The 20,291-nt window shown below is 45.2% G+C and carries 19 protein-coding genes and 1 riboswitch; of the genes, 7 read left to right on the top strand and 12 right to left on the bottom strand.

What is annotated here, in order from left to right; translation table 11 throughout:
• Positions 1-227: 227 nt before the first annotated feature.
• The 8 genes from aroF to ACQW03_RS03845 form a co-directional block, all read right to left on the bottom strand.
• Positions 228-1,265 carry a 3-deoxy-7-phosphoheptulonate synthase gene (gene aroF, locus ACQW03_RS03810; protein ID WP_023987802.1) on the bottom strand — a complete coding sequence of 346 codons (1,038 nt, stop codon included), beginning with the start codon at positions 1,263-1,265 and terminating at the stop codon, positions 228-230.
• A gap of 263 nt (positions 1,266-1,528) precedes the next feature.
• A complete protein-coding gene (locus ACQW03_RS03815) occupies positions 1,529-2,485 on the bottom strand; it encodes a 4-hydroxy-3-methylbut-2-enyl diphosphate reductase (protein ID WP_013309434.1) in 957 nt (318 codons plus the stop codon).
• 111 nt (positions 2,486-2,596) lie between these two features.
• Positions 2,597-4,075 (bottom strand): sensor histidine kinase, encoded by a 1,479-nt coding sequence (locus ACQW03_RS03820; RefSeq protein WP_068940117.1) that lies wholly within the window; start codon positions 4,073-4,075, stop codon positions 2,597-2,599.
• 1 nt (position 4,076) lies between these two features.
• On the bottom strand, positions 4,077-4,766 hold the full coding sequence (locus tag ACQW03_RS03825; protein WP_441948327.1) for a response regulator transcription factor: 690 nt from the start codon (positions 4,764-4,766) through the stop codon (positions 4,077-4,079).
• Positions 4,767-4,915: 149 nt separating this feature from the next.
• Positions 4,916-6,502, bottom strand: coding sequence for a S1C family serine protease (locus tag ACQW03_RS03830; RefSeq protein ID WP_076293744.1), 1,587 nt, complete (start codon positions 6,500-6,502; stop codon positions 4,916-4,918).
• 195 nt (positions 6,503-6,697) lie between these two features.
• Positions 6,698-7,006, bottom strand: a complete 309-nt coding sequence (locus ACQW03_RS03835) for a hypothetical protein (RefSeq protein WP_023987799.1) — start codon at positions 7,004-7,006, stop codon at positions 6,698-6,700.
• A gap of 84 nt (positions 7,007-7,090) precedes the next feature.
• The gene (locus tag ACQW03_RS03840; RefSeq protein WP_025723299.1) at positions 7,091-7,666 is read right to left on the bottom strand and encodes a 3D domain-containing protein; all 576 of its coding nucleotides are present in this window, start codon (positions 7,664-7,666) and stop codon (positions 7,091-7,093) included.
• A 61-nt stretch (positions 7,667-7,727) separates the two neighbouring features.
• Positions 7,728-8,609 (bottom strand): putative sporulation protein YtxC, encoded by an 882-nt coding sequence (locus ACQW03_RS03845; protein WP_025723300.1) that lies wholly within the window; start codon positions 8,607-8,609, stop codon positions 7,728-7,730.
• Positions 8,610-8,849: 240 nt separating this feature from the next.
• Between ACQW03_RS03845 and ACQW03_RS03850 the strand changes: the two genes are divergently transcribed.
• From ACQW03_RS03850 to ACQW03_RS03865, 4 genes are all read left to right on the top strand, one after another.
• Positions 8,850-9,245 (top strand): hypothetical protein, encoded by a 396-nt coding sequence (locus ACQW03_RS03850; protein ID WP_441948331.1) that lies wholly within the window; start codon positions 8,850-8,852, stop codon positions 9,243-9,245.
• 207 nt (positions 9,246-9,452) lie between these two features.
• A complete protein-coding gene (locus ACQW03_RS03855; RefSeq protein WP_025723302.1) occupies positions 9,453-9,947 on the top strand; it encodes a cation:proton antiporter regulatory subunit in 495 nt (164 codons plus the stop codon).
• 4 nt (positions 9,948-9,951) lie between these two features.
• Positions 9,952-11,178 (top strand): cation:proton antiporter, encoded by a 1,227-nt coding sequence (locus ACQW03_RS03860; RefSeq protein WP_220030987.1) that lies wholly within the window; start codon positions 9,952-9,954, stop codon positions 11,176-11,178.
• Positions 11,179-11,262: 84 nt separating this feature from the next.
• Entirely contained in the window at positions 11,263-12,126 is an 864-nt protein-coding gene (locus ACQW03_RS03865; protein WP_071640064.1) for a YitT family protein, read from the top strand.
• Between the two features lie 96 nt (positions 12,127-12,222).
• On the opposite strand, the gene mqnC is transcribed toward ACQW03_RS03865, so the two are convergent.
• Positions 12,223-13,356 (bottom strand): cyclic dehypoxanthinyl futalosine synthase, encoded by a 1,134-nt coding sequence (gene mqnC / locus ACQW03_RS03870; protein WP_441948334.1) that lies wholly within the window; start codon positions 13,354-13,356, stop codon positions 12,223-12,225.
• A 425-nt stretch (positions 13,357-13,781) separates the two neighbouring features.
• On the opposite strand from mqnC, the gene ACQW03_RS03875 reads away from it, so the two are divergent.
• Both ACQW03_RS03875 and ACQW03_RS03880 read left to right on the top strand, forming a co-directional pair.
• Entirely contained in the window at positions 13,782-14,078 is a 297-nt protein-coding gene (locus tag ACQW03_RS03875) for a transposase (RefSeq protein ID WP_220025382.1), read from the top strand.
• A gap of 8 nt (positions 14,079-14,086) precedes the next feature.
• Positions 14,087-14,968 carry an IS3 family transposase gene (locus ACQW03_RS03880; RefSeq protein WP_322176492.1) on the top strand — a complete coding sequence of 294 codons (882 nt, stop codon included), beginning with the start codon at positions 14,087-14,089 and terminating at the stop codon, positions 14,966-14,968.
• Between the two features lie 126 nt (positions 14,969-15,094).
• On the opposite strand, the gene ACQW03_RS03885 is transcribed toward ACQW03_RS03880, so the two are convergent.
• From ACQW03_RS03885 to metA, 3 genes are all read right to left on the bottom strand, one after another.
• On the bottom strand, positions 15,095-16,273 hold the full coding sequence (locus ACQW03_RS03885) for an aminotransferase class I/II-fold pyridoxal phosphate-dependent enzyme (protein ID WP_441948337.1): 1,179 nt from the start codon (positions 16,271-16,273) through the stop codon (positions 15,095-15,097).
• Entirely contained in the window at positions 16,270-17,454 is a 1,185-nt protein-coding gene (locus tag ACQW03_RS03890; RefSeq protein ID WP_441948339.1) for a PLP-dependent transferase, read from the bottom strand. Before ACQW03_RS03890 ends, ACQW03_RS03885 begins: the two co-directional genes overlap by 4 nt.
• Positions 17,455-17,578: 124 nt before the next feature.
• Positions 17,579-18,496 carry a homoserine O-acetyltransferase MetA gene (metA, locus tag ACQW03_RS03895; protein WP_441948341.1) on the bottom strand — a complete coding sequence of 306 codons (918 nt, stop codon included), beginning with the start codon at positions 18,494-18,496 and terminating at the stop codon, positions 17,579-17,581.
• Positions 18,497-18,613: 117 nt separating this feature from the next.
• Positions 18,614-18,739, bottom strand: a riboswitch (SAM riboswitch).
• Positions 18,740-19,290: 551 nt separating this feature from the next.
• Between metA and corA the strand changes: the two genes are divergently transcribed.
• A complete protein-coding gene (corA, locus tag ACQW03_RS03900) occupies positions 19,291-20,226 on the top strand; it encodes a magnesium/cobalt transporter CorA (RefSeq protein ID WP_441948343.1) in 936 nt (311 codons plus the stop codon).
• Positions 20,227-20,291 lie beyond the last annotated feature (65 nt).

Consider the following 20,291-nt stretch of genomic DNA (forward strand, 5'->3'; position numbering starts at 1 on the left):
CCTGAAATGTTCATGATCGAATGTTTTTTTCTGTCGTCATTATAAATCTCAAACATGACACGGGTCAATAGCTATGTAAGGTATTTTTTAAACTAATGTTAGATATGCTTACGCCCTTGATAACATTTGAATAGCACAAAAAGCCCGAAACATCGGGCTTTTAGGTAATTTAAATCTCATTACTGCGTTGCAGCAAAACTTTTATGCATTAATGTTAAACATTGGTTTTAAGCAATGGTACTAGGCGTGTGAAATGTTTTCCCCACAGCAGGAGCCAATATTTCCAAATCTTTCAGCAAATCTGAAAATTGATCTGGGAACAGGGATTGTACGCCGTCACCCGTCATCGAGTTGTCGGGATCTGTATGCATTTCAATAATTAGTCCGTCCGCTCCAGCAGCGACCGAAGCCTTCGTCATAGGAACAACCAATTCACGTCTACCCGTGCCATGGCTAGGATCGGAAATAACCGGCAAATGGCTCAACTGTTGCAACACAGGGATCGCAGACAAATCGAGTGTATTTCTGGTGTAGGTTTCAAATGTGCGGATACCGCGCTCACACAGCATAACATTCGGATTGCCACCTGCCAAGATGTACTCGGCAGCATTCAAGAACTCGTCATAAGTCGAGCTAAAGCCGCGTTTGAGCAACACTGGCTTGCCGCAAGTACCCAACTTGCGCAGCAGATCGAAGTTTTGCATATTACGTGTACCTACTTGCAGGATATCGGCATATTCCGCACAAATGTCTACGTATTCAGGTGTCATGACCTCTGTGATGGTCAGGAGGTCGTGCTTTTGACCTGCCTCAGCCATCATGATCAAACCTTCTACACCAGTTCCCTGGAAGCTGTAAGGCCCTGTACGCGGCTTAAAAGCACCTCCACGGAGAACTTGCGCGCCTGCTGCTTTGACCAATCCGGCAATTTCATCTATCTGTGCAGCAGATTCAACGGCACATGGTCCACCCATAATGACAAGCTCGCCCCCGCCGATATTTACACCTTTAATGGAGATAACCGTATTTTCCGGATGAAAATCACGGCTGGCCAATTTGTAGGACTTCGATATTTTAACCACATTTTCTACGCCTTTCATTTGACGCAGATGTTCAGCCAGTTTGGGCTCTACGCTACCGATCAGTCCGATGATCGTGCGATCCGATCCCCTTGATACATGAGCCTGCAATCCTTCTTTCTCAATAACTTCAACAATAGCTTGAATATGCTCTTCAGGTGTTTGAACACCAGCGATAACGATCATTTTTTTCTTCCTCTCTATGATACATATTTTATTAACCCATTATAGACTGATATTATGACACTTAGACGCTTGTTCGCTTTTAAGCTTTTATTCGTTAAAGCAACTATACCTGTTTTAGCTATACTCGTCAAGGCTTAATTATCCCGAATTATTCAATATTCTAACTTAGTGAAGCTAACCGAATAATATCTATAAATTAAAACAATTTAAAAAGCCGCTATCCGGATGGTTGTATCCGAATAACGGCTGTAATCAATCACATACTATTTCGTCGTTTTTGACTTCTCCCGTACAGGAGGCAGCAGTTTTTTCATATCTATGGTTCGCTGAATCTCCCACGTATCCGGGTTAGCCGCATCATACTGCTCCAAATACGTAATAACCTCTTTGGTAATCAGTGTCGGCGTGGAAGCCCCAGAAGTCACAGCCACTTTGGCTACGCCCTCAAGCCACTCCCTCTTCAGCTCGGTCACATCAGAGATACGATAAGCTGTTGTACCAGCAATTTCCTCCGAAACCTGAGCCAATCGGTTTGAATTGTTACTGCGCGGATCACCGACAACGATCACCAGATCCGCCTGTCCAGCCTGCTCAGCTACCGCTTCCTGACGTACCTGCGTCGCCAAACAGATTTCATTGTGTATCTCAGCACCTGGGAACTTCTCCAGCAGCTTCTTCATAATGTGCTTAATGTCCCATTGACTCATGGTCGTCTGATTCGTGATAAGGATTTTGCCAGCTGGTAACGTAAGACTGTCGATCTCTTCTTCCTTTTCAATCAGATGAACATGGTCAGGAGCAATACCGATAGCTCCCTCCGGCTCTGGATGATTCTTTTTGCCAATATAAACAATCTGATAGCCTTCGGCAGACTTCTCCCGAATCAGATCATGCGTTTTTGTGACGTCAGGGCAAGTCGCGTCTACCGTAGTCAGCCCCTTGTCTCGTGCCAGCTTGCGAACCTCTGGTGATACGCCATGAGCAGTGAAGATAACAGTGCCGCTCTCTACCTGGCTTAAAATCTCCATACGGTTCGGCCCGTCCAGTGTAATAATCCCTTCGTCTTCAAAGGAATTGGTGACATGACTGTTATGCACAATCATGCCTAATATATAAATAGGCCGGGGTAAGTCCAGATTTCTGGCTGCCTGACGTGCCAATACCATGGCATCGACTACGCCGTAGCAGTAACCCCGGGGCGAAATTCTGAGTACTTCCAAAATGAGCCCCCGCTTTCTTCGACACAGTATACAGCTCCGATAACTCGGTAGCTGTGGGCATCCAAGCCTTTACCGGCCAATTCTATGATGTAGTTGCCTTCCTATTATAGCCTATTCCAAAGGCGCGGAAAAGCTGACCGGAAGCCAGATGACAAATGTCGTTCCTTCTCCTTGGCGCGTAACCACTTCCACAGACCCGTGATGTTCATCAATAATCCACTTGGCAATAGATAGCCCCAACCCAATTCCCTCCGTCACCCCGCGTGACTCATCTGCCCGGTAAAAGCGGTCAAAAATAAAGGGAACCTCACTCTTATCCATTCCAATGCCCGTATCACTGATCCGTAGCCCCACCTGTCCTTGATAAATAATGGCATCAAATCGAACTGTGCCTTCAGGTGTATATTTGAATGCATTATCAATGAAGATGAATAGCATTTGCTGCAAATAATCCTTGCTGCCATCCATATAAATACCATTCAGCAACGAAAAATCGCCCACATTCCATTCGGCCGTTCGCTCTAAAAACTGAGCACGACGGGCAACCTCACTTACAAGCGGTTCCAACGCAACGGGAGTCTTATCGAACGTTTTCCCTGTGTCCGCTCTCGCGAGTGACAACATATCACTCACCAAACGGCTCATCCGTTTGCCTTCATCCGCCATGTCATTTAATGCCTCCATAGAAAGCTCGCGAATCATCTCTTCATCCATATTCGGCCGCTCTCCTGGTTCGGTAGTCCACATTTTGAGCAAAAAATCAACGTTGCCACGGATTGTCGTTAGCGGCGTACGAAGCTCATGGGAAGCATCGGCCACAAAACGGCGCTGTGCACCGTACGCATCTTCCAGCTCCTTGTAAAACACCTCTGTACGCCCCAGCATGTTGTTAACCGTCCCGATTAATTGTCCAATTTCATCTGGTGGTCCGTCATATTCAATCCGTACACTCAAATCATTACTGGATTGAATCTGATTGGCCCCCTCAATGACCTTGACCAGCGGCTTCATAGACTTGCGAGCCAGAAAGAGACCTGAAGTCGCAGCAGCGAGTAATGCAAACAACGAACCGTATACAAGCACATTTTGTAACCTGTTCATGAGTCGATCCTGAGAGCCCGTGAATTGTCCTACCTGTAGCAGCCCGACCACCAAGCCCAACTCCTCGGATTTGATCGGCTGTTGAATAATCATAAAGGAATCCCCATTTACGTTCACACGTCGAATCCCCTCATTTTGAACTGCTCCTGCCGCTGTAGATGGAACAGGGAAGGTAATATTGAGGTCTTTCATATTTTGTGTGGTTTTGGTAACCCCGGACGTATAATTGTAAATTTGTACATATAGCTGTGAGTCATCTATTCCACGCCCCTGCTCCAATCCTAAATCCAGGTTAGGGACTTCAAACAATCCCCCTTTAATAATAAGGCGTAATTGCTTGTTAATCTGTGGCGCCTGAGTCATAAGCTGACTTTTCACTTCATTATATGTGTAGTAATATACTAGTCCGTAAATAGCCAGACCAAAAATGACAAGTACAATAGCCAAGATGCTCGAATACCAAGCTGTCAGCCGCCACCGAATAGACATATTACACATCACCTCTTAAAATATAACCAGCTCCCCGAATTGTACGAATGAGTCGTTTACCGCCATCCTGCTCCGTTTTTTGTCGTAGCATGGCAATATATACTTCCAGCACATTCGATTCTCCGCTATAGTCATAGCCCCAAATTTTGTCCATAATCAGATCACGCGACAGAACACGCTTGGGGTTTTGCATGAACAAATGGAGCAGTTCAAATTCTTTGGCTGTCAGTTCCAAGCGTTTGCCGCCACGAACCACTTCACGGGATTCGTTATCCAGTTGTAAATCCTCGAAGGTAAGCCGATTTCCGTTATTGTCCTGTTGTTCGGTTTTACGCCGCAAAAGCGCTCGCACTCGTGCCAGCAACTCCTCTAAAGCAAACGGCTTGACGAGATAATCATCGGCCCCTAGATCCAAGCCCTTAACCCGATTCTCAACCTCATCCTTGGCTGTAAGCATCAGAACAGGTATCGTGCTTCCACCCTCCCGCATGCGACGGCATACCTCAAAACCATCGACCTGCGGCATCATTACGTCCAGCACGACCACATCAGGCTCAGCTGTCAGCATTTTATTTAATCCCTCTGCTCCATTGGCGGCTGTCAGCACTTCATAGCCTTCAAATGCCAGCCCTCTGCGCAGCATGGAAACAATTTTTTCATCGTCATCAATAATCAGAATAGTAGAACGCATACACGATCGAACTCCTTTATCTCTTCTTTTCCCTCTATTGTAGCAGGAGTAGACGCGTGTAGCATCTGGCTGCTCCATACAGCAAGAAACGGAAGGGATCTTCCTTCCGTTTCTTGCGTGCACATGTTCATTTTTGTAGAGTTATCAGCTTATTGCTGAAGCGTCGAGCTAAAGTCATTTTTGTTGCCTATTTTCAGCTGAACATCTTTTTTCTGCCCAGCTCGTTCGATGTTAAGCGTCAGTGCTGTACCCACTTTTTGTTTTTGAATGAACTGGATCAGCTCTTGTGAAGTGCTATAAGGCGTGCCATTGGCTCCGATAATCACATCGTAAGGACGCAGATCAGCCTGATAAGCTGGTGATTTGTATATAATATCCCGTACAACCGAGCCTTCGGTCAGGGATGTACCCAGTTCTTTGGCTACTTCAGGACTCAAATTTAACAGACTTGCACCAATGAAAGGTACAGGCTCTTTGGGGATAGGCTGGTTATTTTTCAGCTTATCGACAACTTCCAAAATTGTATTGGACGGAATCGCAAACCCGATTCCCTGTGCGTCTGCACTAACAGCTACGTTCATACCGATAACCTGCCCTTGCAGATTTAACAGCGGTCCGCCAGAGTTACCAGGGTTAATGGACGCATCCGTCTGAATGAGATGCTTGTATTGCGTCGGTTTTCCAGTCGATTCACTATTAATGGTGATCGTACGTTCTTTCGCACTTAGCACCCCGGCTGTTACCGAATGCTCAAAGCCTTCAGGGTTGCCGATTGCCACCATCCACTCGCCGACTTTAGCGTTATCGGAGTCACCCAAAGTTACTGTCGGAAAGTTGTTTTTGCCTTCAATTTTAAGTACCGCCAAATCAAGATCAGCATTTTTGCCCAAGACTTTGGCTTCGTAAGGCTTATTAGTCCCCTCTACTGTAACCTGAACCACACTCGCGCCTTCAACAACATGGTTGTTGGTTAGGATGTAACCCGATTTATCAAAAATAAAACCGGAACCAATACCAAGCGGAGTCAACTGTCCGCTGTTGCTACCTTCATTTTCATTACTGTTACCGCTGCTGCCACTGTCACCATACTGATTACCGAAAAAGTATTGATACAGTGGGTCATTGTAATAAGGGCTGCTTTGTCTGCCGCTGCTGCCACTGGTTTGTTTGGCAAGCGTTTCGATTTTGACGACTGCCGGCCCAGCCTTGGCCACAACAGATTGAACATCAGCGGTACCTGAAGGCATCACAGCCGGAACTGCGCTTGGAGTCGAGCCGGTTGTTCCTGAATTAGTCGTTTCTCCGCTTTCAGCTGCGGCCGAAGTCAACGCAGTCTCGGGTGTGAACATATTTGTTCGGTCAGCTGTGTACATTAATACCGTAATGACCAGCATCCCGGCCAAAAAAGATAAGAAAATTGTTTTCACCTGCGACTTGGGCTTATTCGGTTTGAATTGCCAGTTGCCGCCATTCCGACCCGAACCATCCTGTTGCTCAGGCATAGCGCGATGGTATGAGGGAGGAAGAGGTCTCACTGCCTGTGGTGGCGTAATCTCAACATCCTTTTCCACCGACTGCCCTTCCTTACGTTGTCCGTCCGATTGAACTGAAGAAAAAGGGCCGTAAGAATAATAATATGAGGAACCGTTCGAATCGTTTTGCCGAGTTGCGTTATCGGTATCAACCTGATCGTTGTCGTTCCGGCGTCCGGAGTTATTATTTTTAAATTCGTCCATTGTATATCTCCTCCCAAACCCTGTGCTTCAAGGTGGTGTTGTTTAACTGACTTTATTTTGCACTTTAAACCTTAATTCCACCTTAAAAACAATTAAAAAGGAGATAAAACCTTAGACCTATTGTACCTAATCACTTTCACTTAAAACGAAATGCCCCGGATATAATCCGGAGCATTATCAATTGTATATGCTTTTTTATTTCGTGTTAAAGTTTTCGTCGAACTTTTCGTTCGGTGTTTGAGCATTGTTTTGAACTTTGTTGCGACTGGAGTTTTGAACTTTTTGAGCTACAGCACCTGTACCGCCTTGTTCTGTTGCAAATTCTTCATCATACTTCTCATTTGGTGTCTGAAAGTTGTCTTGAATTTTATTTTGTTCAGACTGCTTTACCTTTTGTGAAACGACACCTACCGTATTGTCTTGTGCAAATTCCGCTTTGAACTGATTTCCTGCGCTTGCCTTGAAGCCTTTGTTCGTAAAAGAACTTCCGCCTTGATTTGGCATAATTCTCAACCTCCCAGTATGTTTTGCGGGATAAGCTCATCCCGCAACATAGTATGTGATGTTGGAAAAAACAATATTCAAGGATTATATGGAAGCATCCAGTGTCGCGGTCGGAATAGTTTTATGCGTTTCTATCGCCTTTTGGAGCGATTTGACCATCTTTTCCGTACATTTTCCGTTCCCTTTTTTTATGATTTGAACATCTACATCTTTCTTGCCCCATTCAGAATACACCTGCCGGGTTGTTTTAAAATACAAGTCAATTTTATTGCCCTTAATCGCAGAACCTGTATCTGCTACAATCCCGTATCCATAACCTGGAATGTACAATATGCTTCCCAAAGGAAACGTTTTGGGATCAGCCGCAATCGTAGACAGTGTGTTCTTGTCACGGCGCACTTTTACACCGGAATACGTAATACCGTAACCGGGATGACTTGGCCGTTTGCCAGTCGATTCATAGCCTGCTGTATACCCTGTTGCCGTGACCGTCATGGTCGTAATAACCTGCTCTTCACGTGGAGCTAAAACAGGTGTGGACTGCCATTTTTTATGCTGGATCGGTTCTTTGTGACCGTAAACTTCATTGCCGGGCAATACCAGACAGGTTGCAATTAACACGGTTCCCAAAATCCGTTTCCATACCAACATGGATCTCATAAAAAACCTCCCCTTGAGGCAAAGGCTTTCCAGAAATCCATTAGTTTATACGAACAGATTATTATTTTTGAACATCCTGACCTGGATAAAGTCTACTCAGCTTCACTTTATCTTCAAAAATATGCAGGAGTGTCCGCACTATGGGGGTGTGCTCATCGTCTGTGTGCAATATAATGGAAGCAGGAGAAATCGAAATAAGGGTGCTCACGATTCGATCCTCGACCTCCATTTCCAGTTCAATGCCTGGCATCTCGACAATGATGTCATCTGCATCAGGAGTCGGTATGGGCACCATGGCACTATCCAGAATCGTAAAATTATGTCCGCCTTGGTGAAGTACGTGTACGAGCGGAACTTTGCTTTCCTGAAAAAAAACAAAATATTTAAGCAGCCCCATAAATTCTTCGTATTGCCGATCTGCCCAGAATTCTTCCATAGCATAGTCGACGATTTCTTCAAGCTCTTTTTTATACGCATGGAGCCTAAATTGAATCAGTCCTTCCAAATTGATCACACGAAGCTCCTTGAAATCCTTCTCTAGGAGAGTAGTCAGCTTACCATGACGCTTCAAACGACCTCTGGGGCCATCATCGTTTAACAGTGAACGAATCATACTGCGAATTTGCTCTGTATCCTCTTTCTCCAGCAGCGAACAGGCTTTGGTGAGAATGAGATTGAGCAGCCCCCACTCCTTGACTTCGATAATATAATCCGCTATTGCCGAAGACATGATGCTGTATACACAGGGGAGAAAGCTTTCAAACGCCGAATTGCTTTCTGTGCCCTTGCAGGTCCATGCCACTTTGTTATCCAGCTGTCTGAAAGTGAATCGAAATCCGCGCCGTGACATATGTAGTCCCTTTGTTCTACTTTTGACCACTTCGTAAAACCGGTCGGTTTCCTGATCTCCGTCTGTATTGGTCCACACTGTAAACAGTTCCATTGGCTCACTCCTTTCGATCACTGCTTTCAGTATATGGCGGCCTCTGAAGGGTTATACGAAGTGAACGACTGGAAACAGAAAGACATATTCAAAAGAGGATGATCTGGTTTCAAAAAGCCGGTTGGCGTGTTATAAACATTACTGTGATTTAGGAAAAAAAACGAAAGACGTTTGAATATTTAGGGTGGGGTATGTTAAGGTTATAGTGATATGAATTTTTCACAAGAGGGAGGAGATAAGATGTCAACGATGCTGAACATGCTGCGTACATTCATGATTGTCATATTGAGCCTCGTTCAGATTTTGTCCCTTCCTGTGACGTTTCATGCGGAGGACACCACTCAATCCCTTCAGTTTACGGCGGGATCTTCTCTTATGCCTCATGCTGATATTTCCTCGTTAGAAACAGACTCTCACGGGCTGGAGCACCATTCCAAACCAGCTATACGCAAATCCTCCCCTTTACTTCATCTGGTGATTGCTGCGGCCAAATCACTTCCCTTTGTCATTTTGATAGCGCTTGTGCTGCTATTGAGCATCCCTAAACTACATCTGCCTTTTATTCCTGTCATTTGCAAACTAAAGAAGCAATTGTACTTGTTCCCCATCAAATTCACCTCTAGTTATGTGGCTTAACCTCCCTTTGCATGCACATCACCACATTTGCATGTCTATTTGTTAACCTTTCCCAATAAGTGTAATACGTAAAGTGTATTTATCAGGTTTTTTATGTTAATTTATAAAATTTAATACAAAAAGAAAGTTTCCATGTCACTCCCAAAGTATGTGATTTATTTCCCATACCATTCATTTAAATAACGTATCATACAGGAGGCTTTACAAATGGATATTCGAGAGTCTATTTTGCCAGGAATCGGGATTAAGTATCGAATAGATGCAGAAAGTGGCGACCGAATTGTCATTATTATTCATGATGATGGCAGGCGCGAGTTGTATCACTTTGATTACGAGGATCTGGAACAAAGTATTTCTATGACAACCCTGAATGATCAGGAAGCGCGATTGGTAGCCTCCATCATCGGTGGTATGACATATAAGCCCAAACAGCTTGAAAGTGTAGAAATGACGTTTGACGATTTTATTATCGAATGGTATAGAGTGGAATCTCATTATGCAAGTGTCGGTAAATCCATCGGTGAGCTGGATGTAAGACAAAATTCGGGAGCCACTGTTATTGCCATTGTGGAGAAAAAAGGAAAGAAATATGTAAATCCTGGTCCTGAAGTGATTATTAACGATGATGCCACTGTAGTGGTTGTTGGGGAACGCGATCAACAAAAACGCTTTAAACAAATCCTTATGAACGGAAGCGGGTGATTGGATGGATCATCTGGTATTTGAGGTTGGATTGGCTATTGCTCTCATCGCTGCAGCCGGACTTATTTCCTCCAAACTGCGCTTCTCAGTCATCCCTTTTTATATCCTGATCGGAATGGCAGTTGGACCGCATGCGATGGAGCTATGGCATTTTGATTTTCGCTTCATCGAAAGTGCCCCTTTTATTGATTTTATGGGAAGAATCGGAGTGCTGTTTCTTCTCTTCTACTTGGGTCTCGAGTTCTCAGTAGGTCGGTTAATTAAATCAGGCCGTTCCATTGCCGTGGGCGGTACCATTTATATTGGCATCAATTTTACACTGGGGCTGGCTCTTGGCTTCCTGTGCGGCTTTCCTGTAGCAGAGACACTGGTTATCGCCGGAATTACAACAATATCATCCAGTGCTATTGCTGCGAAAGTGCTGGTAGATCTCAAGCGGACCGCCAATGCTGAAACTGAAATGATTTTGGGCATTATTATGTTCGAGGATGTTTTCCTCGCCGTATACATCTCCATCCTCTCCGGATTGGTTCTTAGCGATTCATCCTCGCTCGGGGGTGTGCTGCTATCAGCGCTAATCGCGCTAGGCTTTATGCTTGCAGTCATTATCATCGGCCGTAAGGCCGTCCCTCTGTTAAATCGAATTCTCCGTATTCGCTCCAATGAGGTATTCGGACTTGTTGTTTTCGGCTCTCTGTTTCTGGTGGCTGGTTTTTCGGAAACGATTCATGTGGCGGAAGCTATCGGCGCCCTGTTGGTCGGTCTGGTACTAGCCGAAACGGAACACGCCAAACGGATCGAGCATTTAATTGTTCCTTTCCGCGATTTCTTTGGCGCCCTGTTTTTCTTCAGCTTTGGACTATCCATTAATCCACTGTCCCTGGGAGGAAACGCGATATGGCTTGCACTGGTAGCAGTCATCCTCACGTTGTTTGGAAACATTTGGGCAGGAATGCTGGCTGGGCGTACAGCCTCCTTATCTCCCAAAGCGTCAGCAAATATCGGCCTGACCATTGTGGCACGGGGTGAATTTTCGATTATCATGGCCAACTTGGGTAAAGAAGGCGGTTTGCTTGATATTGTTCAACCCTTTGCAGCCATCTATGTACTCATACTGGCGATTCTTGGACCACTTCTGACAAAGCAGTCAAAACCTATTTTTAATATGTTAAACAAAATATTTAAGTTCAAGGACCCCCGCCTACGAAAGGAAGAAAGTAACTCGGCGTAACTGTAAAAGCTGGATACGACAATCCATAGGAGGGAAGGCTATGCCGCACGCTGTAAAACATGCCGAAACTCTATGAGGCGGCTTGTGAAGCCCGCTTCAGGAGACGCGAGCAGGTTCCCTGTCTTTTATACGGTGATTGGCGGAATTACGGCATCCGTCGGTCTGGAATTGTTTTTGCATCCGCATGATATGATCGCTGGAGGCGTCACGGGGATCTCCAGACTCATGTCGCTCTATACACAGGAGCATTTTGGGTTACTGCTATTCGTTTTGAACTTGCCACTCATGCTGCTGTATTCTCTGTCTACTCACAAACCCATGCTGCTTCGTGCACTACCCGGCTTGTTCGCCTTTTCGGGCTCAGCCATTATTCTTTCGCCTTTTCCGGCAGTGAGCGGCCATCCGGTCGTATGTGCTTTGGGCGGCGGAATCTGTATAGGGCTTGGCGCAGGGCTGGCAGCTCGTCACGGTGGTCTGCTCGATTCACTAGGACTTAACGAGTCCGAGGATGGCCGTCCATCCACATTATTGCTAACACATCGCAAGATTCCGTTAATACAGATTGTTATGCTATGTAATGGTCTGCTGCTCATTACGGCTGGCTTTGTGCTAGGCTGGGAGCCAGCTCTCTATTCAGCCTTATCCTGCCTCGCCGCCTATGAAACGACCCGGCTGATGTTTACCGGTCTGACGCGTATGGTTTGTGTTGTCAGCAAGAAACAGCAAACCATCGAGAATGCCATATATCGCAGGCTGCGTATACACAGCACGCCTGTGGGAGGCTCTGCCCAGATAGAGGGCAAGATTAAAAGCGAATCTGAGGATAAAAAAGAACAAATGGTCATCGTTTACAGCGTTCATCTGCTGGATTTGCAGCGCTTTAAGGCAGTCATCCAAATGGCAGACCCACAGGCTGAGATCATGTATATGAAACGATGGAAAGCATAGCAAAGTAACACATCAAAAAACGCTTATCCACACTAATCCTTGTACATAGATTAGTGATGGATAAGCGTTTTGTAATTAACAATATATTAACGTATATTAATTTTGCATGATAAAATCATGTTCAATACTACTGGCACTGTCAAAAGTACGAATAATATCATAACGGGTATTGCGCTGTGCCGGAACGTGACCCGTCTCGCGGATCAACTGTAAAATGGATTCAATGTTAACCTTATACGTTGCGCCTGCAGCGGAAACTACGTTTTCCTCAATCATGGTGCTGCCAAAATCATCACAACCGTAGTACAACGATTTTTTACCGATTTCAGGTCCCATGGTTACCCATGAAGACTGAATATGCTTGATGTTATCCAATACAAGACGACTGATCGCGACGGTCTTCAAATATTCCTCAGGCGTCTGGCGTTCCTTCTTCAGATTGGTGTTGTCTGGCTGGAAGGTCCAAGGAATAAAGGCCAAAAATCCTTCAGAATTATATTTGTTTTCAATGCATTCGTCCTGAGCATCACGAACACGCAACAAATGCAGCGCACGCTCCTCCATCAACTCGCCAAAGCCGATAACCATCGTAGCAGTCGTGTTCATCCCAACCTTGTGAGCCGTTTGCATCACATCCATCCAATCACGCCAAGAGCCTTTGAGACGGCTAATTTTGCGGCGTGTGCGGTCATCCAAAATTTCTCCGCCTCCACCCGGAAGCGAATCCAATCCAGCTTCATGAATGGCTCGAATCGTGTCTTCCATGGATAGACCGGATTTTTCCTTCATTTTATGAATTTCAGCTGGCGAGAAGGAGTGCATCGTAATATCGGGAAAACGCTCCTTGATAGCTTTCAGCAAATCCGTATAATAACTGAACGGCAGATTCGGATTCACACCGCCTTGCATTAGAATTTCGGTGCCACCTACATCCTGCGTTTCCTTGATCTTCTGAAAGATCACCTCGTCTGGCAAAACATAACCTTCATCAGAACCCGGTCTACGGTAAAAAGCGCAGAAGCGACAGTATACGTCACATACGTTCGTATAGTTAATATTTCGTCCAATGACGAAGGTTTTAATGGGATCGGGGTGCATGCGATTCATAACTTTATTCGCCGCATGACCTATTTTTTCTACCTCATCTGATTCGAACAAAGCAACGGTATCCTCTAAATTCAGGCGTTCGCCGCGTAGGGCTTTATCTAAAATCTGGTCGATTACACTCATGGTGTATCCTCCTTCGCTGTCACAGGGCGACGAAATGAAAGACAGGACTTATGAACGAGAATGCTTTCACAAACCTGCGTTCGAACCCTGCCGTAATGTATGTTCATGACTGGCCTTGTATGTTGTCTGTGCTATTTAGCATAGTAAAACCTAATGATAATACTAACATATCTTTAGGTAAGGAACCATACTTATTCCCGCTTCTATCTGCTTTTCACCTAGGAAAACAGGCAACTGCCAAGCTGATCTCAGCATTGCTTATAGCCAAGAAATAAGAAAACAGGACTGAAAAGTGCCTTTTTTCACACTGTCCTTCATGTCATTCTTATAGAAAACAGCAAGCCTCCTGAATGTGATATGATCCCCTCATAGTAGACAGAAAAGAGCAAGCCGACTAATCTGTCTATTATGGAGGGGATTTTTCTATGGGAGTAATAAGAAAAACTTACGATGTGAGCTTCAAGAAAAAGACAGTGGATCTGTACCTCAACAAGGGAATCGGATATAAAAACGTGGCACGAGAAATGGAGATTGACGCTTCGCTGGTTCGCCGATGGGTGAGACACTTCAAAGCCGAGGGAATGAAAGGTCTAGAGGAAAAACGAGGCAAAGCAAAAGGGCCTGGCATCGGCAGACCTCGAACACGCCCCGAAGATCCGGAGGTCAAGCTGAAACGCCTTGAAGCAGAAAATGAAATGCTAAAAAAGCTCTTGCAGATGTGAAAGGAGGAATGGAGGCTGTACCCAAGAGTAAAAAGTTTGCGGTGATCCAAGAATTGCTTAGTAAGGGACATAGCATCGTACTACTATGTGAACTGGCCGGAGTATCCAAAAGCGGCTTTTATAAATGGATAAAGCGAAAGATGTTCGTTTCACAAAAACAGCGGGAAGATGAAACCATGAAGCTAAAAATCATGGCTTGTTACGAGAAATTGAAAGGAATATACGGCTACCGCAGGGTGAAGGTTTGGTTGAATCGAATCTATGGCATACATATAAATCATAAGCGTGTACGGAGACTTATGGGTGAACTAGGAATCAAGGCGATCATTCGTAGGAAGAGACCTTACTACGGCAAGAAAGAAGCCTATGTCATTTCTGGCAATCATCTAAACCGGGAATTTAAGGCCGACCAGTTGAATCAAAAGTGGGTAACAGACATCACTTACCTCATATTCAATGGACAGAGGCTCTACCTTTCCGCGATTCAGGATCTTTTTAACAACGAAATTGTTGCCTACCAGATCAGCCGCAGAAACGATTTGAGCCTGGTGTTGGATACAGTGAAAAAGGCAAGGAAGCGACAGGATGCGCGAGGTGTTCTACTGCATAGCGACCAAGGATTTCAATATACCTCTCGCCAATATACCAACCTGCTCAAGCGATACGGAATACAGGCCAGCATGTCCCGAAAAGGGAACTGCTGGGACAATGCATGTATAGAAAACTTCTTCAGTCATTTTAAAACCGAGTGTTTCTATCTCCACGCCTTCCATTCAGCTCAACAGGTGGAGCATGCTGTTCAAAAGTATATCCATTTCTACAACCATGAACGCTTTCAAGAGAAACTAAACAACCTGACTCCTTATGAATACAGGACTCAGGCTGCTTAATTATTGCTTTTTGATAGCTGTCTACTTGACAGGGTTCACTTCAATGACTGGAAACTTGCTGTTTAGTACTGTACATATTTGCTCCGGGCGTGAAAAAGACAAAGATACTACTGATGTGCTAACGCTCTAGCGCAGCGCCTCATCCAGATCACTGATCAGGTCGCCAATATCCTCCAGACCTACGGAGAAACGAAGTAGTCCGTCCGTAATCCCGCGCTCCAATCGTACACTATGGGGCATAGCCGAATGTGACATCATCGCCGGATACGACAAGATGCTTTCCACAGCTCCCAGACTAACCGCTACAATTGGAATACGTACGCGACTGAGGACTTCTTTTGCACGCTCACCAGAACCTACATCAAATGATATTACTGCACCATAACCGCTGGATTGACGCTCATGAACTTCACGTCCTGGATGATTCTCCAGACCCGGGTAGTACACCGCCTCAATGTCATTGCGCTCGTTCAGCCAATTGGCGAGCTTTGCTGCACTCTTTTCGCTGTGAGCCATACGAGCCTCCAGTGTCTTCATACCGCGCATGAGCAACCATGACTCCTGCGGAGCCAGCACGGTACCCAGTCCATTTTGGAGCTGCTTGATTTGTCTCCCCAACGATTCGGTACGCGCTACCGCAAGTCCTGCCAGCACATCGCTGTGTCCGCCCAGAAACTTGGTCGCACTGTGCAATACAATATCGACTCCCTGCTCAATCGGACGTTGATAATAAGGTGTCATAAAAGTATTATCCAATAACGTCAAAAGTCCATTATCCCGTGCCCAAGAGGTTATTCCTGCTACATCGGTAATTTTGAGTGTCGGATTGGACGGAGTTTCCATATATACAGCCCTTGTATTCTCTTGCAACGCCTCTTTCACAAGGTTGAGGTCTGTCATGTCGACGAAGGTCGTTTCGATATTCATCCGTTTCAAAATGGAGGTCAACAGTCGATATGTTCCTCCATATACGTCCTCGGAAACAATGACATGATCTCCAGCAGACAAGAGCATAAATGTAGTAGAGATGGCCGCCATACCTGATGCAAAGGCAAAACCGCTAGCTCCGCCTTCTAATAAGGCGATATAATCCTCCAAAGCTTGTCGTGTCGGATTACCTGAACGGCAATAGTCATGCTGTGGAGGATTAAAAATATCATGATGGTGAAAGGTAGAAGCTTGATAGATCGGGACGCTCGATGCCCCCGTCACACTGTCAATTTCAGAGCCGAAATGCAGCAGCTTGGTAGCAAACTTCCGCTCTTTGTCCAGATCCTGGCCGATCCTTCTCGCATCCTCTATCATTGCTGCTCCCCTCCTTCTACTTCTTGACGTGCCGCTTCCAACGCTGAACGCAAATCTTCAATTAGGTCTTCTGTATGTTCAATGCCTACGGAGAAACGCAACAGCCTGTCATCTACTCCGACTGCATCCCGAATTTCTGCTGGTATGTCCGCATGTGTCTGCACAGCGGGATAGGTCATTAGCGATTCCACACCGCCGAGACTTTCCGCAAACGCAATGAGCTTAATGTGACGAAGCAAAGGCTCCACATAACGAGCATCCTTTACTTTAAAGGAGAAGATACCTGTATTTCCGCTGGATTGTTTATTTTGAATCTCACGACCTGGGTGGCCTTCGAGAGCTGGATAAAATACTTCCGCCACCGCCGGATGCGACAGTAAATAGTTAGACAGCACTGTTGCATTATGCTGATGTCGGTCCATACGCAGCGCTAACGTCTTCATCCCCTTCATCAACTGATAGCAGTCGCTCGGGGAAAGCACGGCCCCTATGGAATTGTGCAGGAAGGAAATTTCAGCCGATAGCTCTTTGCCTTTGGTTACGATCAACCCTGCCAGCACATCGTTGTGTCCGCCCAAATATTTGGTTGCGCTATGTACCACAATATCCGCACCCAGCTCCAATGGCCGCTGGAAATATGGGGTTAGCAGCGTATTATCTACAATGGTAAGCAACTGATGTTGTGATGCCCACTCGGCAACCGCTCGAATATCAGTAATCATCATTAACGGATTTGTAGGTGTTTCTATGAATACAGCTTTAGTATTCGGTCGACATGACTGTTCGAGTGCTTCAAGATCATTCGTATCCACATAACTTGCTGTTACACCAAATTTAGATAAAATACGCTCCAGCAAGCGATATGTCCCGCCATACAGATCCAGCGATACAATGAGGTGATCTCCCTGTCCAAACAATGCAAATACCGTTTGCAGCGCCGCCATACCTGAGCTACATGCAAAGCCTGCATCACCAGATTCAAGTGCAGCAGAAGCCTCTTCCAGTACCTTTCGCGTGGGATTGATCGTCCGAATGTAATCAAATCCTGTGCTTTGACCTAGACGGGGATGGCGGAACGCCGTAGATTGGTAAATCGGGTAATTAATAGCCCCAGTTACTGGTTCCTCTACTGAACCGATTTGTGCCAATCTGCTTTCGATTTTCCACTGTTTCTCACTCATATGAGTCCTCCTGTTAACTTCCATAGTGGGTGCTATAACATATCCTGCAAAAATGGATGTCAAAGACTATACTGCTGCGCTACTGCAAGGTGGTACTGTGCAGGGGTAAACTACAAGCCCCTTTTTAAATCTGGGGCCCGATATCGTAAGGTGTTTCTTGGTATACATAATAGTTCAGCCAATTCGAGAATAATAAGTTGGCGTGTGCCCGCCAGATTGAGGGTGGTGTGCGCTTGGGATCATCATTAGGAAAATAATTTTTCGGGACTTCAATATCCATTCCTTTGGCCACATCGCGGTCGTATTCCCATTTCAGGGAAAGCGGGTCATATTCAGAGTGCCCAGTTACAAAAATTTGTTTACCGTCAAGCGTGGCTACGAGGTACACTCCAGCTTCTTCGGATTCGGATAAAACTTCTAATTCGGCAATATGATCAATATCTTCCCGCCGAACCTCAGTATGTCGGGAGTGAGGAGCATAAAACAATTCATCAAAGCCGCGTAGCAATTTTACTTTAGGCTTAATCACTATATGTGGAAATACGCCAAAGCATTTGTAGTCGAGCCCGTATTTAGGGACATCGAAATGATGGTATAAGCCTGCCTGTGAGGCCCAACAGATATGTATGGTCGAAGTTACATTCGTTTTCGTCCATTCAAAGATTTGCTGGATCTCCTCCCAGTAGTTCACATCCTCAAACTCAAGCTGTTCAACCGGGGCTCCTGTAATGACCATGCCGTCAAAACGACTGTTCTTGATCTCGTCAAACGTTTTATAGAACATGTTTAAATATTCTTGCGATGTATTTTTGGATACATGAGATTTCATGTGCACCAGCGTGACGTCCACTTGCAGCGGCGTATTGCCGACCAAGCGCAACAGTTGGGTTTCCGTCGTTTCCTTTGTCGGCATTAAATTCAAAATGGCGATACGCAACGGGCGAATGTCCTGATGATAAGCCAGGCTTTCATCCATTACGAAAATATTTTCACCCTCCAGCACTTCCTTTGCAGGTAGCGTGTCTGGGATTTTAATCGGCATGTAAACTCACTCCTTGTTCGTAAGTTTTGCGAAAATCGTCTTGTTGAGATGCCGGGCATATAATAAAAAGACCTTTCTCAGGTTAGAGAAAGGTCATATTTGTATCCATATGCGCCTCTCTCATCTGTCAGGGCAACGCGCTTTGTACAAAGCGCACGTCCTGCAAGAATTAGCACCGTGCGATTAAAATCGCCGGTTGCCGGGTATCATCGGGCTAGTCCCTCCACCTGCTCTTGATAAGATTTCGCTATATTCATTTTGGGTTTACAAAGTTCTTGTTGTTCACTTTAATGCATCGGCTGGGCTTCGTCAAGATAGGACTTTTAAATTTGTACCCTGCATTCACATTTTGTCTACCTTTCCCATAGGTTAAATCATATCCCTCCTATCGCTGAAGCTCTTGCCACTACTGTTGATTTAGCCCATGATTTTGCGCTTGAAAGGCCGTAGGCCGAGCGTTATACTATACAAGTGCTATTAGGCAAAAATATGGAGCAGTAGTGCAGATTTGAGTGTTTCCTGCGATACTGTGGCAATCTAAAAAAGAACATTTGAGAGGTGAATCCGGAATGGAAGGCGACCCGAGTCCGAAAAGGCGGCGATCCCTGAACAACAGCATAGGAATGACTTCAGCTTGCCGAAAGACGGGACGCCAGGCTCTGCATGCTCCAAAAGCCTCCGGCTTTTGATGGAAGTGCAAGCTTACCCGCACCGGCTAACTGGCTAACTGAGTCCATTCCTTATGCTTAAGGTAAACGTATTTCCGTTACGACGGAGCATAAGGAGTGACATATATGAAAATCCGTTTGGTTAACAACGGGGTTTTTACCCCTATCGAAGAAATTGAAATGGCGCTTACTGCACCGGCAGAAGGTTTTTATTGGATTGATGCCGATGTCGATGATTTGGCAGTGCTCCAGCCTTTATTTTCCATGCATGATCTTGCAGTAGAAGACTGTTTGAGTGAAGAAGAACAGCGTCCGAAAATTGAAATTTATGAAAGCCATTATTTTATCGTTGTAAATAGCATTCGTTTTGATGATGAAGAAATATTTTTGCGAGCTTTGAACATTTTTCTCGGCCGCCATTTTATCATTACGGTGACCAAGCAGAAAATAAATGAGCTTCGTACCCTCAAGCCTATGCTGTGGGAGCAAGAAGTCAGCCAGCCTGACCGTTTTATGTATCTGTTGGTCGACTTGATTGTTGACAACTATTTTCTGGTTGGTGACCGGATTGAGGTCCGCATTGAGAAGCTGGAAGAAGATATTCTAATGCATACGAAAAAGTCGCATTTGAACGAAATCATCGGCTTACGAAGTGAGATTCTGTGGTTAAAAAAAGTGCTGGGTCCGCAAAAAGAAGTCATCAATACCCTGAACAAACGAGATTTGCGGCTCATCGACGATCAATTGCAAAAATATTTCAGCGACATTTATGAAAATGCTGTGAAAATTTCGGAGACTTTTGAAACTTACCGCGACTTGATGGGTAACCTTCGAGAAGCTTATCAATCCAGTATCGCCAACCGTGCCAATGAAATTATGCGTGTGTTTACGGCAATTACGACCGTATTTATGCCATTGACAGTCATTACCGGAATATATGGGATGAACTTCGATAATATGCCTGAGCTCCATACACGTTATGGCTATTTTGTCGTCATTGGTATTATGGTGGCATTAGGTGTCAGTATGTTCTGTATTTTCCGCAAGAAAGATTGGGTTTAAAAAGAAAAGGGGGAGAAGTACCAATTTGGATTACTTATTTCGATTTTAAGCTTTGTCATAAAAAG

Source organism: Paenibacillus sp. DRB1-1 (assembly GCF_052119485.1).
Lineage (GTDB): Bacteria > Bacillota > Bacilli > Paenibacillales > Paenibacillaceae > Paenibacillus > Paenibacillus polymyxa_B.

Coding starts and splice junctions, on each gene's coding strand:
- aroF (WP_023987802.1), bottom strand. CDS start 1,265: ATGATCGTTATCGCTGGTGTTCAAACACCTGAAGAGCATATTCAAGCT.
- ACQW03_RS03820 (WP_068940117.1), bottom strand. CDS start 4,075: ATGTCTATTCGGTGGCGGCTGACAGCTTGGTATTCGAGCATCTTGGCT.
- ACQW03_RS03825 (WP_441948327.1), bottom strand. CDS start 4,766: ATGCGTTCTACTATTCTGATTATTGATGACGATGAAAAAATTGTTTCC.
- ACQW03_RS03830 (WP_076293744.1), bottom strand. CDS start 6,502: ATGGACGAATTTAAAAATAATAACTCCGGACGCCGGAACGACAACGAT.
- ACQW03_RS03835 (WP_023987799.1), bottom strand. CDS start 7,006: ATGCCAAATCAAGGCGGAAGTTCTTTTACGAACAAAGGCTTCAAGGCA.
- ACQW03_RS03840 (WP_025723299.1), bottom strand. CDS start 7,666: ATGAGATCCATGTTGGTATGGAAACGGATTTTGGGAACCGTGTTAATT.
- ACQW03_RS03845 (WP_025723300.1), bottom strand. CDS start 8,609: ATGGAACTGTTTACAGTGTGGACCAATACAGACGGAGATCAGGAAACC.
- ACQW03_RS03850 (WP_441948331.1), top strand. CDS start 8,850: ATGTCAACGATGCTGAACATGCTGCGTACATTCATGATTGTCATATTG.
- ACQW03_RS03855 (WP_025723302.1), top strand. CDS start 9,453: ATGGATATTCGAGAGTCTATTTTGCCAGGAATCGGGATTAAGTATCGA.
- ACQW03_RS03860 (WP_220030987.1), top strand. CDS start 9,952: ATGGATCATCTGGTATTTGAGGTTGGATTGGCTATTGCTCTCATCGCT.
- mqnC (WP_441948334.1), bottom strand. CDS start 13,356: ATGAGTGTAATCGACCAGATTTTAGATAAAGCCCTACGCGGCGAACGC.
- ACQW03_RS03875 (WP_220025382.1), top strand. CDS start 13,782: ATGGGAGTAATAAGAAAAACTTACGATGTGAGCTTCAAGAAAAAGACA.
- ACQW03_RS03880 (WP_322176492.1), top strand. CDS start 14,087: ATGGAGGCTGTACCCAAGAGTAAAAAGTTTGCGGTGATCCAAGAATTG.
- ACQW03_RS03885 (WP_441948337.1), bottom strand. CDS start 16,273: ATGATAGAGGATGCGAGAAGGATCGGCCAGGATCTGGACAAAGAGCGG.
- ACQW03_RS03890 (WP_441948339.1), bottom strand. CDS start 17,454: ATGAGTGAGAAACAGTGGAAAATCGAAAGCAGATTGGCACAAATCGGT.
- metA (WP_441948341.1), bottom strand. CDS start 18,496: ATGCCGATTAAAATCCCAGACACGCTACCTGCAAAGGAAGTGCTGGAG.
- corA (WP_441948343.1), top strand. CDS start 19,291: ATGAAAATCCGTTTGGTTAACAACGGGGTTTTTACCCCTATCGAAGAA.